The organism is Acidaminobacter hydrogenoformans DSM 2784, from assembly GCF_900103005.1.
GTDB classification, from domain to species: Bacteria; Bacillota; Clostridia; order Peptostreptococcales; family Acidaminobacteraceae; genus Acidaminobacter; species Acidaminobacter hydrogenoformans.
In genome coordinates, this window is record NZ_FMWL01000015.1 from 1 (window position 1) to 15163 (window position 15163).

At 51.4% G+C, this 15163-nt stretch carries 14 protein-coding genes and 1 other annotated feature; of the genes, 1 reads left to right on the forward strand and 13 read right to left on the reverse strand.

Going from position 1 to position 15163, the window contains the following annotated elements; all coding sequences use genetic code 11:
* Nucleotides 1–450: 450 nt before the first annotated feature.
* From BLP63_RS12160 to BLP63_RS12210, 11 genes are all read right to left on the reverse strand, one after another.
* A complete protein-coding gene (locus BLP63_RS12160) occupies nt 451–996 on the reverse strand; it encodes a 2-oxoacid:acceptor oxidoreductase family protein (RefSeq protein WP_092591966.1) in 546 nt (181 codons plus the stop codon).
* Entirely contained in the window at nt 997–1755 is a 759-nt protein-coding gene (locus BLP63_RS12165) for a thiamine pyrophosphate-dependent enzyme (RefSeq protein WP_092591968.1), read from the reverse strand.
* Nucleotides 1755–2843 (reverse strand): 3-methyl-2-oxobutanoate dehydrogenase subunit VorB, encoded by a 1089-nt coding sequence (locus tag BLP63_RS12170; RefSeq protein ID WP_092591970.1) that lies wholly within the window; start codon nt 2841–2843, stop codon nt 1755–1757. Before BLP63_RS12170 ends, BLP63_RS12165 begins: the two co-directional genes overlap by 1 nt.
* Before the next feature lie 33 nt (nt 2844–2876).
* Nucleotides 2877–3083, reverse strand: coding sequence for a 4Fe-4S binding protein (locus tag BLP63_RS12175; protein WP_092591972.1), 207 nt, complete (start codon nt 3081–3083; stop codon nt 2877–2879).
* A gap of 112 nt (nt 3084–3195) precedes the next feature.
* Nucleotides 3196–4374 carry an aminotransferase-like domain-containing protein gene (locus tag BLP63_RS12180; protein ID WP_092591974.1) on the reverse strand — a complete coding sequence of 393 codons (1179 nt, stop codon included), beginning with the start codon at nt 4372–4374 and terminating at the stop codon, nt 3196–3198.
* Nucleotides 4375–4386: 12 nt separating this feature from the next.
* Nucleotides 4387–5343: a phosphate acyltransferase gene (locus BLP63_RS12185; RefSeq protein WP_242870903.1), complete on the reverse strand. Its 957-nt coding sequence runs from the start codon at nt 5341–5343 to the stop codon at nt 4387–4389.
* Between the two features lie 14 nt (nt 5344–5357).
* Complete coding sequence (gene buk / locus BLP63_RS12190) at nt 5358–6419, reverse strand: butyrate kinase (RefSeq protein WP_092591976.1); 1062 nt, start codon at nt 6417–6419, stop codon at nt 5358–5360.
* Nucleotides 6420–6631: 212 nt separating this feature from the next.
* Nucleotides 6632–7399: an IclR family transcriptional regulator gene (locus BLP63_RS12195; protein ID WP_092591978.1), complete on the reverse strand. Its 768-nt coding sequence runs from the start codon at nt 7397–7399 to the stop codon at nt 6632–6634.
* Between the two features lie 191 nt (nt 7400–7590).
* Nucleotides 7591–8814, reverse strand: a complete 1224-nt coding sequence (locus BLP63_RS12200; protein WP_092591980.1) for an L-lactate MFS transporter — start codon at nt 8812–8814, stop codon at nt 7591–7593.
* A gap of 512 nt (nt 8815–9326) precedes the next feature.
* Nucleotides 9327–10769, reverse strand: coding sequence for a M20 family metallopeptidase (locus BLP63_RS12205; protein WP_092591982.1), 1443 nt, complete (start codon nt 10767–10769; stop codon nt 9327–9329).
* 48 nt (nt 10770–10817) lie between these two features.
* Nucleotides 10818–12224: a sodium/glutamate symporter family protein gene (locus tag BLP63_RS12210; protein WP_092591984.1), complete on the reverse strand. Its 1407-nt coding sequence runs from the start codon at nt 12222–12224 to the stop codon at nt 10818–10820.
* Nucleotides 12225–12378: 154 nt separating this feature from the next.
* Between BLP63_RS12210 and BLP63_RS12215 the strand changes: the two genes are divergently transcribed.
* Complete coding sequence (locus BLP63_RS12215) at nt 12379–13704, forward strand: helix-turn-helix domain-containing protein (protein ID WP_092591986.1); 1326 nt, start codon at nt 12379–12381, stop codon at nt 13702–13704.
* Between the two features lie 272 nt (nt 13705–13976).
* Here the strand turns inward: BLP63_RS12215 and BLP63_RS12220 are convergent, their stop codons facing one another.
* Together BLP63_RS12220 and BLP63_RS12225 are read right to left on the reverse strand one after the other, a co-directional pair.
* Nucleotides 13977–14306 (reverse strand): type II toxin-antitoxin system PemK/MazF family toxin, encoded by a 330-nt coding sequence (locus BLP63_RS12220; RefSeq protein ID WP_092591988.1) that lies wholly within the window; start codon nt 14304–14306, stop codon nt 13977–13979.
* The gene (locus BLP63_RS12225) at nt 14300–14545 is read right to left on the reverse strand and encodes an AbrB/MazE/SpoVT family DNA-binding domain-containing protein (RefSeq protein WP_092591990.1); all 246 of its coding nucleotides are present in this window, start codon (nt 14543–14545) and stop codon (nt 14300–14302) included. The genes BLP63_RS12220 and BLP63_RS12225 overlap by 7 nt, the downstream gene beginning before the upstream one ends.
* A gap of 218 nt (nt 14546–14763) precedes the next feature.
* Nucleotides 14764–15046: a binding site (T-box leader), on the forward strand.
* Nucleotides 15047–15163: the final 117 nt, after the last annotated feature.

Sequence of the window (15163 nt, forward strand, 5' to 3'; positions counted from 1 at the left end):
CCTTCCCAGAAAAAAAATTCTGGTACTATGGCCTCTGCTGACTTCTCACGGCAAGCTTTACTCCGTGTTCGGATGATCCCTACTTCACGTCCGTGAGACCTCCCCGGGTAAGAACGATAACCTTCATCCCATATAGCCGCCGCATTTACCAGCAAGGGTTCGGGTAGCATTGGACTTTGTTTTGTAATGCAAACTCATCCGCCCTGTACCGGCCTCAGTATACGGTTTCTGTTCGTCAGCCCGGGATTTTGCCTCCGGCTTCCTTCAGACTCCATCTCGCGATGGACGCCCTTGCCTTCAACTAACGCTTCCTGCTACCGAGCGCGTAGTGGACTTGCACCACCAAGTTATCGCCCATGCCGGGCGCACATTGAAGAAAAAGGTATCAGGCACGCTCTTCCAAAGTACATGCCTGATACCTTTTTATTGTTTTCGACCGGTATTTGACCCCTACACAAACCCAAACCCAGCCCTGAGCGCAGCGGAGTTCAGCGCCTCGTACTTCTCCTTGCCTTTTTTCCTGAACACCTGGTTCATGCCGCTTAAGGCCTCTTCTTCCGTGAAATCACCGGTGGCTTTGACTATGACGCCGGCCATGATGATGTTGGCGCCCAGCATGTGGCCGAGGTCCTTGGCCATGCTGGTGCACGGGACGGCAATAAGGGTGATGTCCGTGCGGGAGCAGATGCTGGGATCCACCAGGTCGCTGTTGAGGATGATGGTGCCGTTTGGTTTGACCATCGGCGAAAACTTTTTGAAGGAAGGCTCATTCATAGCCAGCAGAACGTCCGCCGCTTCCTGGGAGGGGTTGAAGATGTAGTCAGGGCCAAACTTGACGGTGCAGTTAGCGGTGCCGCCGCGCATGGCGGAGCCGTACTGGGGGATCCAAGTGGAATGGAGGCCTTTGTAGAGGGCCATTTCAGCCATCAGAAGGCCCGCGGTGAGGACGCCCTGGCCGCCTGAGCCTGCAAAAATGATTTCTTTATTCACGCTCATCTATTTTCCCTCCTTATTCTTGAATTCGCCAAGCGGGAACTGCGGTGTGACGACCTGCTCCAGGTGCTTCATGGCGTCCGGCGCGTTCATGCCCCAGTTGGTCGGGCAGGAGGACAGGATCTCGACGAGGCTGTAGCCTTCGCCGCTGATCTGGGCCTGGAGGGCTTTCTTGATGTAGATCTTGGTTCTGTTGATGTTCGCTGGGGTGCTGACGCTGCCCCGGGCCACATAGGCCGCGTTTTCGAACTGGGACGCGACAATTTCCGGGAACCTTATTGGCAGGCCTGTAGTGTCGCAGTCCCGGCCGTACACCGAGGTGGTCGTCTTCTGGCCCGGCATGGTGGTGTTGCTCATCTGGCCGCCGGTCATGCCGTAATTGGTGTTGTTGACCACAAAGGTGGTGAAGCGCTCGTTGCGGTAGGCGGCGCTGGTGGTCTCGCCTATGCCTATGCTGTAGGCGTCGCCGTCTCCCTGATAGGAAATGACCAGGTTGTCTGGATTTACGCGCTTCATGGCGGTGCAGACCGCGCCCGCCCGGCCGTGGGAGCAGTGGAGGCGGTCGGTTTCGAGGCCGCCGCCCAGGAGGCTGGAGCAGCCCACGCCTATGCCAAAGATGACGTTTTCATCCTGGCCCAGCTCCTCCAGGCACTCCGCAATCAGCCTTATGATGATCCCGTGTCCGCAGCCCGGGCAGAAGCTCATGGGCCGGTCTATGATCCTGGGAACTTTTCTTGATTTAGGTGCTTTTGCCGTTGCCATTAGTAGACCTCCTTCAAATCGCCGCTGAGCACTTTCGTGTAATCCTCCATAATTTCCCTTACGGACGGCACGCCGTAGACATGTGGGTTGCAGTAAACCGGCGGCGCGGCCTTGACATGGCCTGCCTGCTTGCCCCGGCGCATGACCGTCAGCGCAATGTCATCCACCAGCTGCCCCGTGGCGTTCGCTTCTATGGAAATATAGCCCTTCACCTCCGGGTTTACCTTCTCAAAGGCCTTTTCCGGGAACGGCCATGCTGTGATTGGCCGGATGAATCCCACTTTATGCCCCTGAGCCCTCAGCTGCGCCACTGCACCAATAGTCGCCCGCCCCGGCATCCCATAAGCCACAAACACGTAATCCGCGTCTTCTATGTGCTGCGATTCCCAGCGCTGTTCTGTTTCCTTCACCCTGTTGTATTTTTCGTTTAAGGCCACGGCTTCTTTCATACTGTCACGGTCAAAGATGCCAATTTTCTTGTTTGTATATTTGCCGTCGAAACCCCAGCTGAAGCGCTTTGGCGTCTGCATCTCCGGCAGCACGCAGGGCTCCATCATTTGGCCGAGGGCCCCCTCCGTCATAAGGACGGAGACCATTCTGTATTTCTCTGCCAGGTAAAAAGCCTCCACGGTGAGATCCGCGGCTTCCTGGACACTGGACGGGCAGAGGACAATACATCTGTAATCGCCGTTGCCGCCGCCCCGGGTCTCGCGGTGGTAATCGCACTGGGCGGACAGCAGGGTACCAATGCCGTTGCCGTAGCGCACCACGTTGACGACGACTGCCGGGAGCTCTTCGTCCGATAAAGTGGTCATGCCTTCCTGCTTAAGGCTGATGCCAGGACCCGACGAGGCCGTGATAGACCTGACCCCGCAGGACGCCCCGCCAATAATCATATTGATCCCCGCAATCTCAGACTCTGCCTGAACAAAGTCGCCGCCCACTTCCTGCATCCGCCAGGACATATATTCCATGATTTCCGAGGACGGCGTGATGGGATAGCCAGCGTAGAATCTGGCCCCTGCCCGGATTGCCGCTTCGGCGATCGCTTCATTGCCTTTGATCATTTCACCCTTGATGGTTGACATTCTGTTTCCTCCTTCTTCTGGCCGGTTATGCATTCAGTTGGTCCCCGGGATTTCGTAGACGCCGTCCGGGCAGGTGGTGTAGCAGATGCCGCAGGCAATGCAGGCATCGTCATCTATCTCAGTGTATAAATAACCCGCTGTATTGATGGCCGTGCTGAAAGTGATTGCCTTTTTGGGGCAGACCGCCACACAGAGGCCACACTGCTTGCAGCGCTCTGGTCTTGTCAGTACCTTGCTCATAAAGCTTCCTCCTCTTATTAAAGGTCAAAGTTTGGTTGGGGACTGGGCCGCGCCGCGGGGGACTGGGCCGCGCCAGCCCTCCAGCGCGGCCCAGTCCCCCACCAAAACACCCCTAAAGCCGCTCCTTTATCAACGCCCCCAGGCGCTGAACCCCCTCGACAATCTTGTCATCCGCCATGGTCGAAAAGTTCAGCCGGATGGCATTTTTCCTGTCCTCCAGCGGATAAAACGCCTCCCCTGGAATGTACGCCACCCCCCGCTTAATGGCCTCCGGCAGCATAGCCCTTGTATCCATAGACGCCGGCAGCTCCACCCAGATGAACATGCCGCCCTCAGGCTTGTCATAACGCGCTTCCCCGGGAAACGCCTGCTTCATGGTCGCAAGCATCAAGTCCCGCCTGCGCTTATACACCCCTTTGATTGTCTCCAGATGAGCGTCAAAGTCATTTTCCTCAAGAAACCCGTTCACCTGCATTTGGGCCAGCTCCGCCGGCTGCAGATCACAGCCGTATTTCACCAGTTCGTACTTCTTGATGAAATCCTCATGAGCACAGATCCAGCCCACCCTGAGCCCCGGCGACAGCACCTTGGAAAACGATCCCATATGCACCACGTGCTTGCCAGGATCCAGCGACTTAACAGAAGGAATCCGGGCCCCCTCAAACCGCACCTCGCCATAAGCGTTGTCCTCCAGAATCACCCGGTCATACCGGACCGCCAGCTCTACCAGTGCCTTACGACGCTCCAGAGACCACGTCCGCCCCGTTGGATTCTGGAAATTTGGAATCACGTAAATCAGCTTCGCCTCCGGATGCGCCTTGAGCTTCGCCTCAAGATCCTCCGGCTTCATCCCCACCTCGTCACTGTCCACGCCTATGTAATCCGCCTCAAACGTCTTGAACGCCGTCAGCGCCCCAAGATAACTCGGATTTTCCGTCAGGATCAGCTCCCCGCCGTTCAGAAACAGGAGCGCACTGAGACTGATGGCCTGCTGGGACCCCGTGGTGATGGCTATGTTGTCAACGCCGGCCGCCACACCCTCCCGGCCCATGAGCGCCGCAATCTTCTCCCGCAGAGGCACATACCCCAGCGTCAACCCATACTGCAGCGCCGCCTCCGGCCGCTCCCGCAGCACCTTGTCCGTGGCCCGCCGCATGGCCTCCCCCGGAAACAGCGCCGGATCCGGCAGCCCCCCGGCAAAAGAAATTGTCCCAGGATTCGCCGCGATCTGCTTCATAACCTCGCGTATATCCGACGGCTTCAGCGCCTTCATTCGATTCGCGTAATTCATGCCCATCCCCTCCTACAGCTGTAAACTGGCCGCCAAATGCGCCAGCGCAATGGAATTCACCTTGATCTCCGGCGTATCCGACCGGGACCCCAGCACCACCGGATGACTGGCCCCCAGAATGATCCCCGCCCATTTCGCCTTATTAAAATGCAGCCAGGATTTCCCCAGCACGTTCCCCGTCTCAATGTTTGGAAAAATCAGCAGGTCCACGTCCCCGGCCACCCGGCTCTCGACGCCTTTGTGCCGCGCCGCCGCCGCATCAAATGCCACATCAAAGGCAATAGGCCCCTCGATCACGCACGCCGGCAGCTCACCCATCCGCACCGCCTCCACCAGCGCCGCCGCATCCACGGTTGATGCCACCTTGGGATCCACCATTTCATTCGCCGTCAGCACCGCCACCTTAGGAGCTTGTATGCCGATGGTCCTGAGAACCCCCACCGAATTCGCCAATATATCCTTTTTCTGACTCAGATCCGGACTGACGTTGACCCCACTATCTGACGCAAAGATCAGCTTATGATATCCCGGCACCTCATACACCGCCAGCAGCGACAGCAGCCGCCCCGTCCTGAGGCCCCAGTCCCGGTTCAAAATCCCCCGCATGTAGTCGCTGGTATTCACAAATCCCTTCATCAAAATCCCGGCATCCCCGGACCGGACCACTTTCACCGCCGTTTCAACCGCTTCCGCAGGGCTTTTCGCATCCACAATCTCATAATGCTTCAGGCCAGCTTCCCGGGCCAATCTCTCCGTTGCCGCCGCCTCCCCCACGAGCACTGAAGTCACAAAGCCCAGGTCCTCTGCGAGCTTTACCGCCTCCAGCACTGCCTGGTCCTCCGCGGCAGCGACACAGATCCTGGAAGGCGCCGCAGACTTCGCCGCTTCAATCAGCGCCTCAAAGCTGCTCATTACAACTGCGCTCATATTTTCTGCTTCCATAGCCGTCTCCTTCTTCAACAATTCCATTAACTTCAACCCCCTCACCGGTAAACTTTTGGCGCCTCTTCCCCACTGAGCACCCTCAGGGCCCCAAGGGCAAGGGCTTCCATCTCCATTTCCCCTGGTACAACCTCAACCTCTGCCAAGTATCTGACCCGCTTCTCAACCTCCTGACAGACATATTCCGAATAAGCAATGCCCCCCGTCAGAATGATCCGGTCCACGTCGCCATTCAGCGACGCCCCGTACATGGCAATTTCCTTCGCCACCTGATAGACAAACGCGTCCAGCACCCGCTGCGCCTTTTCGTCGCCTCCAAGGGCCCGTTCTTCAATCTCCCGCATGTCCTTGGTCCCAAGGTAGTCATACATGCCGCCGGTGTTACTGATTTTGTCCACCATCTCGCTGTAAGAATATTTCCCGCTGTAGCACAGCTTCACCAGCGGATACGTGATGATCCCGCCGCTGCGCTCCGGCGAAAACGGCCCGTCTGAGCGGCCGCCGCTGCCATCCACCATCCGTCCACGGGCGTGGGGCGCAATGGAAATCCCAGACCCCAGGTGCGCCACAATAAAATTGAATGCCTCATAGCGCCCCCCCAGCTTCGAAGCGATCTTCCTGCACACCGCTTTGTGATTCAGTGCGTGCAGCCAGCTGGCCTTCTCAATCTCTGAAAGCCCCGTCAGCCTGGACACTGGCATGAACTCATCCGTTGACACCGGGTCCACCACATAGGCCTCGACCCCCGCCTCATCCGCGATCTGCCGCGCCAGCACCGCTCCCAGATTAGAAGCGTGCTCCCCCTGAATGGCATTTTTCAGGTCCGCCACCATGGCCTTATTCACCGTATAAACGCCGCCCTCAATGGCCTTCATCAGGCCGCCCCTGCCCGCAATGGCGCTGAAACCTTCCAGCGGCTCGTTCTGTTCCTCGAGCATGTCTAAAATCAGCTTTTTTCTGTAATCGTACTGGTCAAATAAAGTCTTAAACCCCTGCAGCGCCTCCTGAGTATGCGTTATGGTTTTCTTGAACACTTCCCTCTCGTTCTCATAGATCGCCACTTTGGTCGAAGTTCCTCCGGGATTGATCGTTAAAATTCTCATTGACTCAAGACCTCCTGCCAGAATTTTTTTATATGCCGATGGTACCCTTCCCCCAACCGCACCACCACGCCAGTCCTTATCTTCCTGCCCCCACTATTATTGCGTTTTTTGCACCATTTTATTTTCGGATCGCCGTTCCGATTTTGTGGTCTGAAAAAAGATAACAAAGTTATCTTTTTCCTACAAGCACTATATTTATTCCCAAAAGCCGCCTATAGCGCCTCCTGGGTGATCCTCCTGCTGATTTCAACGACTTTCTTGATCTTCTCCTCCAGGTCCGGCCCCTTCATTCTGACCGTAGGCCCAGAAATACTGATGGCGGCAATGGCATTACCCTTCTTGTCCAGGATAGGTGCGCCTATGCAGTACAACCCAATCTCCTGCTCCTCATTGTCAATGGCATAGCCCTGCTGTCGAATTTTACGCAGCTCCGTCATCATGCCTTCCCAGCTGACAATGGTATTTTCCGTATAGCGCCTGAGCGGCTGCTCCGCGTAGGCCATCAGGTCAATCTCCTTCGAGAAGGCCAAAAGGCTTTTCCCTATGGAAGAGATATGCAAATCACTGCTCGTCCCCACCCCGGGATTCACGGACAACACCTTGCTGCTGCTGGCTTCCTTCAGTATGATGACGCTTTTATACCCCTCGTGGGGGTCACGATCCAGAACCGAAACATTCACAACTTCCCCAAAGGCGTCAAACAAAGCTTTGGCATATGGCCGAACCACGTCCGCCAGTGAGAACTTCTCGCCTACCAAAAGGCCCATGGCGTAGATTTTCATCCCCAGCCAATACTTGCCGTTTTCCGGATTTTTCTGGACAAAGCCCTTGAACTCCAGGGATGCCAGCGATCTGTGAATGGTGCTCTTGTGCAGGTCCAGCTCCCTGGCCAGCTCAGAGACGCCCATTTCGCCGTTATTGTGATAGAGTGCCAGCAGAACATCCAGCGCACGGTCGACTGAGACTATTCGTTCGGTCATGGGTACCTCCCCCGTTCCGTTTTTTCGAGACAACGTTCCGACTTTATTTTACTGCAAGAAGATGGGGATGTCAAACCATCGGCAAAAATCACCGGGAACCGTCCCTTTTGATTCCTTTTGATTTCCCTTTGATTTCGAATCACCAGGAACCGTCCCCCATTGTTTTAATCACAAGGAACCGTCCCTTTTGATTACGAATCACCAGGAACCGTCCCCTTTGTCCCTACCTTCATCCGGCTAAAGAGAAAGGACAGTCCCAGCGCCACCAGCAGCAGTCCCGCGGAGACAAAGTAAGCCGTGGTGAACTGGCCGGTGAGATCGTAGATCCAGGCCCCCGTCATCGGGCCAATAATGCCGCCCACGCCCCAGCCCGTGAACATGAGGCCAAAGTTGACGCCAAAGTGCTTTAGGCCATAAAGGTCGGAAATAGTCGCCGGAAAGACTGAGAAAATCGCGCCATAGCACATGCCCGCCACCGCGACGCCCACCGCCAGGGTCGGCACAGACCTAAGATACGTGAACGCCAGCATGTTGAACATCTGCAGGACGAAAATGCCACGGATCAAGTTGAGGCGTCCCAGCTTGTCCGAGAGGCTGCCGCCCCCAAATCTGCCAAAGGTATTGAACAGCGCCAGCAGCATCACCAGTAAAAAGCCCCCTGCCCAGCCCGCCTGGACTTTGGCGATCGAGACCACATGGCCTATGACCATGAGGCCCGCGGAGGACGACAGCGCCAGCATCAGCCAGATTACCCAGAACTTTGGCGACCTCAGCATCTCCTGCCAGTTGTGGTCATTGAGGGACTGGGCCCGCTCAAGAACAGTCTGCTTGGAAGCCGGGGTTTCAGGCGGGTTTTTCAGGACTTGGGCGAGGATCATGCCAATGACCAGGCTGATGCCCCCCACAACCAGGAACACTGCAGCCACTCCGTAGCTCTGATTAAGCCAGTTCGCCAGAGGCGAGTACATCATTGAGGAAACGCTGACCCCACCTACGACCACGCCTGTGACCATGCCCTTTTTTTCTTTGGGAAACCATTTCATGGCCGGTGGCGTGGTGGAAACGTTCAGGATCCCAATACCGCTGCCCGCTATGAGGCCAAAAGCAATGGCCACGAAGACCGGCTCCGTTTTCAGGCCTGACAAAATGGCGCCACCACCCATGAGGATAACCCCAATAGTCGCCGTCCACCTTGGCCCCTTCTGATCCTGAATCCGCCCAAAGATGACCATGGCAATGACAAAGGAAACCGTTGCCAGCGTATAGGGCAGCGACGCCTGCTTGCTGCTCCAGCCCAGCTGGTCAATCAGCGTCCGGCTGATGATCCCCCATATGTAGAGCATGCCGGACACCAGGTTGATTCCGGCCGCCGCGCCAAGTACGGCGTATGCTTTTTTTCGGTGTATACCTTCCATAGATTATGCCTCCAATTTCGAATACTTTCTTTAAAAAGTAATTATTGAACGTCCAATAAGAAATCACTTCAGAAATTCACTATAGCATTTCGAGAAAAATTGTTCAACTCAACTCGCTCTATGTTGCAAGCACTTTGCCTCAATCATACCGTTTTCCCAGCCATCACGTATCCCATGTGTGTACGTTATGTTCCAGCTTATGTTCATGAAAAATGACCATCGGAAATCTCCTTTCAAAGCTTTTTAAAAGCTTTTTAAGAAATTCTGCCGATGGTCATTCAATTTCCAGGAGGACAATATCTGCCACCGTCACCCCACCCGATTTCTACGCCGACATCCCCACAACCATCCCCGAGGCGAACGGAGCCAACCAAATGAGTCATACCACCGTTCCACCAAGAACCATTAGGGACGGTTCTCTTTGATTTTCCAATTTGTCAAGAAATCACTATGAAATCAATAGGAACCGTCCCCTTTGTCTCAAGCTGTGGCACCACGGGGTCTTTTTACTGTCACTTTTTCATTGGTTTTGGCTGAATCTCCGCCGGAATTGGACACTTATAAGCGTGCCCATTAATCCTGTCTTCAAATTCCTTCTTGGCTCTGCTGATCGTCTCTTCATCATGAAGCAGCCTGATTGAGGACGTCGCAAGGATCTCCGCCGCCTTTAAAAGCCCCTTATGGGCAACCTTTGATTTACCTTGTGACACCATCTGCCAGGAGTGCGCCGGGGTCCCAAGGGCATAACAACTTACTGCGAACTGCGCCGTGGGCACATTCCAGCTCACATCCCCTACATCTGAGGATCCGGGCACAACTTTTTCCGCAGGCGCATGGGGCAGTATCACATCACACAACGGCTTATTCTCAATAGATTTTATGGTTTCTTTGACCTTTGGATTCTGCTCGAGCATCTGAAGGAAAACCTCATTGCTCAGCTCCTGGGTATCCAGCGTTTTACAGAATTTCTCTGCATAGTCAAAGTCATCCTCATTATACTGCGGTGGACCACAGTCTGTCATGGCACCATAAAGCACCTCTTCCAGGACACGGTTGGGCACAATATTACTGCAAGCCTTGTCAAATTGGATTTCAACTTCAGTCTCTGTCATAAGCGCCGCGCCACGCGCAATCTTGTCAATTCTGTCGTTGATTTCCCTGACATCCTTGATGTGCGGCGCGCGAATCAAATAAAGCGACTCGGCGTTTGGCTGCACGACATTAGGCGAAGAGCCGCCAGTATCCGTCACGGCGTAGTGAACTCTGGCTTCTGGAATAATATGCTCTCTAAGGTAGTTGACACCCACATTCATCAGCTCAACGGCGTCCAGCGCACTCCTTCCAAGATGTGGCGACGCTGCAGCGTGAGAGCTCTTCCCCTTAAACCTGTAGTAAATTTGATGATTGGCGAGCATGCTCGCAGAAACCACAAGGTTGACAGAAGCAGGATGCCACGCCAGTGCCACATCCAGCCCGTCGAAGGCGCCGCCTCTTGCCATGTAAGCCTTTCCAGAGCCCCCTTCTTCACCCGGGCAGCCAAACAAGACTACGGTGCCTGACCCGCCCGTTGCTTCAAGGTATCTTTTAACGAGAACCGCACCTCCGACAGAAGCCGCACCAAACAAGTGATGCCCGCAGCCATGACCATTGCCGTGTGAAAGAATCACCTTTTGCTCCAGTGCATCCGCTTCCTGGCTGAGGTTATACAGCGCGTCGTATTCAGCGAGAATCCCAATAACCGGCGCTCCAGAGCCATATGTTGCACTGAAAGCTGTCGGAAGGTTTGTCAGATTTTTTTCCACATCAAAGCCTTCCTGTGCCAAATAATCCATAATCAAAGCAGCAGACTTGTATTCATCAAACCTGATTTCAGCAAGATCCCAAATCTGGTCACTTAATTTGGTCAGCTCATTTTCTATGGTGTTTAATTCATGCTGCACATTAAAGCTTTCCATATTGATCTCCTTAAAAACATAATTTTGGGGCAAAGCGGCAACACCCTATTAATTGGCCTCCGCCACTTCTCCTTTAACACTTCTCTTAATCTTGTTGTAGATCACCAGTCCAACAAGACAGATCAACACTTGGATGCCAGACGCAATAATCACATTCATAGCGCCCTTCGTGAGCATAATACCAACGTAGAACTGCATGAGCGCAAAGCCCAAAACTGAGTTGAAAGTGTACGCAATCGAGTAGTTCCCAAGGACCGGGCTCTCAAACTCAGGGTCACAGATTCTGAGGAGCAGGAGTCCCGTCAAGAAAACGCCCGTACTCGTTCCTATGGCCGCAATGGCATGCTCAAACCTGTACTCGCTCAAATATTTCTTTGAAAGGTAGATCGCAGATACAAAGGTTACGATTAATCCTAAAATTGACATTGCAATAATTGGAGTTATGTAGGCAAGGATCGCCTTCAAGGGTAAGCTCGCGATGGCTGCAACAACTGCAATTTCAGTTAAAGAGCCGGAAATTTTGGACTTGACCTTTGAATCGACAAGGTAGTCAATTTTAAGTTTCACCATTGCATTCCAGACACCAAACATAACAATAATCGAATAACCCCATACTGAAATATTGGAGAGAACTGGAACCTTATACAGCTTTAAATAATGTAGGATCAGGTAAGCGAGACCGCAGGCAGCAAGGATAATCGCGCTGTGGAACGCAAAGGTGTCAATGGAAGAGGAGTTTGTCGTCTCTCTGCCAATTGAGGCTTGCTTGTTCACATCCGTCTGATACCCAACCTGAATGTGCTGAGGAATGGAGCCCGGCTTGTCGAGAATGTTCGTTCTGCCAGTCCGCGCCGCCCAGTTGATCAGCGCTATGCCGCCAAGTATACCACCGAGTATGCCGATGGTCGCGGTCGTCACCCCAACGCCTTGTGCTGTCTCCCAGTAAGGAATGTTCATCCCTTTTAGCATATTGCCAAGCAGTCCTGCTGTTCCATGCCCGCCAGAGAATCCCATGGTGAGCTCCCAGCCAAAAGTTTCATACAGATCCATACCGCCACCCTTGAAGATGACATGGATAATGAAGCCTGCCATATACTGAATTCCAACTATAAAGGTCAATATGAGAAACATTGGTACAATGTCTTTTGAATCCGCGCCGCCAGAACCCTTTCCACCTTTGCTGCCCAAAGAGAGACCGAGGGGGACGGAGGCGACAATCGGCACAATCAAAATTCCTGGCAGTAAAGAAAATATGGCCATCCACGATTCTGGCACCGGAATCAGCTTTAATCCTATAGGACCTAATATAAGTGCAATAAAACCGCCAATAACCGATGCTGGCATAAAGGTCTTCTGGAACCATTTAACCTTAGCCCTCAGAAATGTTCCCAAAAGCAGAAATACGCTCAGGAACGCAAGCGAAAATAAAAGCTCTTGAAATAATGCGTTTGTCATTTCATCCCTCCTGTTTTGGACTTAATTATTTTAAGTCTTTTAATGAGTCGATTTTATCACATTGTTTGAAAATTGCAATACTTATATTTTTTAAATACAAAACATAGAAATTGAGATAAACTAATAATGAGTCCTTTTGAATCGGAGTGATCCCATGCTAAAAATAGCTGTTATAGGCCCTGAGCAGTCCTTGTTGTCCATTCAGGATGCCGTGGAAGACCAGACCTTTGATTGCCAGTTTCAATATTATCCCTATGAAACCTTGGAAGAAATCTTAGAATTATTTAAAAAGCATTCTTCAAATTGGGATGGCATTATATTCAGCGGTGCTTTAAGCTATGAATTTTTTACTGAGCACATACAAATCACTAATCTCCCGCTAAACTATCTTGAAATTGATCCACATTATTTCTTTGGGCAACTACTCAAATTTTTAACTGAGCATCCAGACTCAAACCTATCAAGAATCTATATCGACTTCATAGGCGCATTTAATGAATTTCTGGGCTTGAATGATTTTATTACACCGGAGCAATTTCCAATCTCACCAAAATCTTTTATTTATAATGACACCTTATATGAAATCACCCTGGAGGATATCAAAAGGCACTGGTTGGACCGAAAAATAGATATTGTATTTACCCGGATCACAAATAATATCAGTAAATTTATTGAGCTGGGCATTCCTTATGTCCATATTTATCCGTCTCCAAAATCAATCCGGGAAACGTTCCAGCGAGCCATAGATGAGATGACGCTTTTTTATCTTGAACATAACCAATTGGCCGTTGCCCACATTGATCTCATGTTCAATGAATCCACAAAATCTGACTTCAGGCTGGCAGAGTATTTTGAAGTGACTATGCACAAACATTTGGTGGATTTTAGAATTCAGCATACCATGAACTTTAATATTCAGAAGCTTACTTATGGCTACGAAATTTCGTTTTCCAAAAGCGAAATTGGCTCACCCCAGGACCATTTTAGTTTCCCACTTCTCAAGCATCTCGAAGCCCATTATCCAGAAGCCTTCAATATGGGCATAGGCATAGGCAGCAGCATTGAGGAAGGCCGTCTGCATGCGATTGAAGCCCTGACTGATGCTAAACATTTTGGGGTGCGTTGCGGTTTTCTTGTGGATCAAAACAACCGGGCCTGGGGCCCAATAGGGCAAAAAAATTGTATTGAATACCGCCCACTTCCTGACCAGATTGAGACACTTTCCAAGACGCTCAGCATCTCAACCAAAAATCTCGAACGCCTGATAGCTTACTCCAAAAAGGTGCCAGTCATGACCTCAGACCAAGTCGCTGAGTCACTGAATATTACCATTCGAAGCGCAAACAGGATTTTAAGCCGGTTGGCGGCAGGAAATATCCTTCTCATCGAGGAAGGTGCAGCAGAGACGGCAGGTGCTGGCAGACCGACAAAGAGATATACTTTTGATAAAGAAAAGATTAAAACTTTAATGAACCATTAGGGAACCATTAGGGACGGTTCTTTCTGATTTTCCAATTTGTCAAGAAATCAATAGAAAACCACCAGGAACCACCAGGGACGGTTCTTTCCGATTTTCCGAAATCAATAGGAACCGTCCCCTTTGTGCTCCCTTTGTGCCCTTTCCCTGCAGATGAAAAATGACCATCGGCAGAATTTCTTTAAAAGCTTTTTAAAAGCTTTTAAAGAAATTCTGCCGATGGTCATTCAATTTCAACGCGCTCTGCTTTCTCATGTAATGACTTTCGAGTAAGATCATTCTATCCTTATTTCAGCATACACGACTTCTATAACCTGCTTCAATAAATCCAACGGTAAAGCTTCAATGATTTTGTAAGGACGCGCCCTTAAATCTATTGTCTTTGGCTGTTCACACAATATTGACCCTGTTGTTTTCGTTCTGCCATCTAACGGCAGGTGCAGCGGAAACGCTCTATCGTTGGTCGTTATTGGACATGCAATCACTAAATTTGTGTATTTGTGAAACGAATCATTGCTGATAACAACTGCCGGTCGAAAGCCAGATTGCTCATGTCCAAGCTGTGGGTCAAAATTGATCTTGATAATGTCGCCTTGCTTCACCACTGCTCATCACCCTGAGGCTTTCCCCACTCTACCAGCGACGGTTTGTAGGCGTCGTGATAGTCCTTAAATAAGTCGTCTAAATATAATTCTTTATTAACTTCAAGCTTTGAAATAATAATTTTGTTATCCTCGATCTCAATCTCAACTGCATCATTAACGTTGATTCCCAATAATTCCAGTATGGTTTTTGGGATTCTGATGCCTTGCCCATTTCCCCACTTGTTAATTGTAGCAATCATACCATCACTTCCTCAGAAAATAGTATATACATAGTATACACCAACAGGCTTTGTCTGGCAATAGACGAATCATCAGGCAATCATGAATCATCAGGGACGGTTCTTTCCGATTTTCCAATTTGTCAAGAAATCAATAGGAACCGTCCCCTTTGTGTCTTAATAACTCAAGCGGCAGGTTGACATCCCATTAATCCCCATGTATAATTTTATAAAATATATTATATGCAATGAACGAGACCAGTAAGACCTCCCAAGCCATAGAGAGAGCAACCGGTTGGTGAAAGGTGCAGGACAGGCGGTACGAATACACTCGTGAGCAGATTCCCGAACATGGTCTGGAGCATTCCAGTACATTAGTAGGCGAATCCGGACAAGGTCCCCGTTATCAGGCCATGTATATTGTCCTTGCTTTGCATGAACATGGGGCATTATGCGCAGGAGGCCAGACTCCAAGGATTCTGGCGAACAAAGGTGGTACCGCGGCATATAGCCGTCCTTTGAAACTTTTATAAGGTTTCAAGGGGCGGCTTTTTTATTTCCCTGATCAAGTGTCATTCCACCTGCAACAAACCATTAACGCCACACGAGCAGTACCAAACAAAGCAATCAAAAAACTAA

Bases quoted from the DNA above. Each gene is read 5' to 3' on its own strand.
- BLP63_RS12160 (WP_092591966.1), bottom strand. From the start codon at position 996: ATGAGCGTGAATAAAGAAATCATTTTTGCAGGCTCAGGCGGCCAGGGC.
- BLP63_RS12165 (WP_092591968.1), bottom strand. From the start codon at position 1,755: ATGGCAACGGCAAAAGCACCTAAATCAAGAAAAGTTCCCAGGATCATA.
- BLP63_RS12170 (WP_092591970.1), bottom strand. From the start codon at position 2,843: ATGTCAACCATCAAGGGTGAAATGATCAAAGGCAATGAAGCGATCGCC.
- BLP63_RS12175 (WP_092591972.1), bottom strand. From the start codon at position 3,083: ATGAGCAAGGTACTGACAAGACCAGAGCGCTGCAAGCAGTGTGGCCTC.
- BLP63_RS12180 (WP_092591974.1), bottom strand. From the start codon at position 4,374: ATGAATTACGCGAATCGAATGAAGGCGCTGAAGCCGTCGGATATACGC.
- BLP63_RS12185 (WP_242870903.1), bottom strand. From the start codon at position 5,343: ATGGAATTGTTGAAGAAGGAGACGGCTATGGAAGCAGAAAATATGAGC.
- buk (WP_092591976.1), bottom strand. From the start codon at position 6,419: ATGAGAATTTTAACGATCAATCCCGGAGGAACTTCGACCAAAGTGGCG.
- BLP63_RS12195 (WP_092591978.1), bottom strand. From the start codon at position 7,399: ATGACCGAACGAATAGTCTCAGTCGACCGTGCGCTGGATGTTCTGCTG.
- BLP63_RS12200 (WP_092591980.1), bottom strand. From the start codon at position 8,814: ATGGAAGGTATACACCGAAAAAAAGCATACGCCGTACTTGGCGCGGCG.
- BLP63_RS12205 (WP_092591982.1), bottom strand. From the start codon at position 10,769: ATGGAAAGCTTTAATGTGCAGCATGAATTAAACACCATAGAAAATGAG.
- BLP63_RS12210 (WP_092591984.1), bottom strand. From the start codon at position 12,224: ATGACAAACGCATTATTTCAAGAGCTTTTATTTTCGCTTGCGTTCCTG.
- BLP63_RS12215 (WP_092591986.1), top strand. From the start codon at position 12,379: ATGCTAAAAATAGCTGTTATAGGCCCTGAGCAGTCCTTGTTGTCCATT.
- BLP63_RS12225 (WP_092591990.1), bottom strand. From the start codon at position 14,545: ATGATTGCTACAATTAACAAGTGGGGAAATGGGCAAGGCATCAGAATC.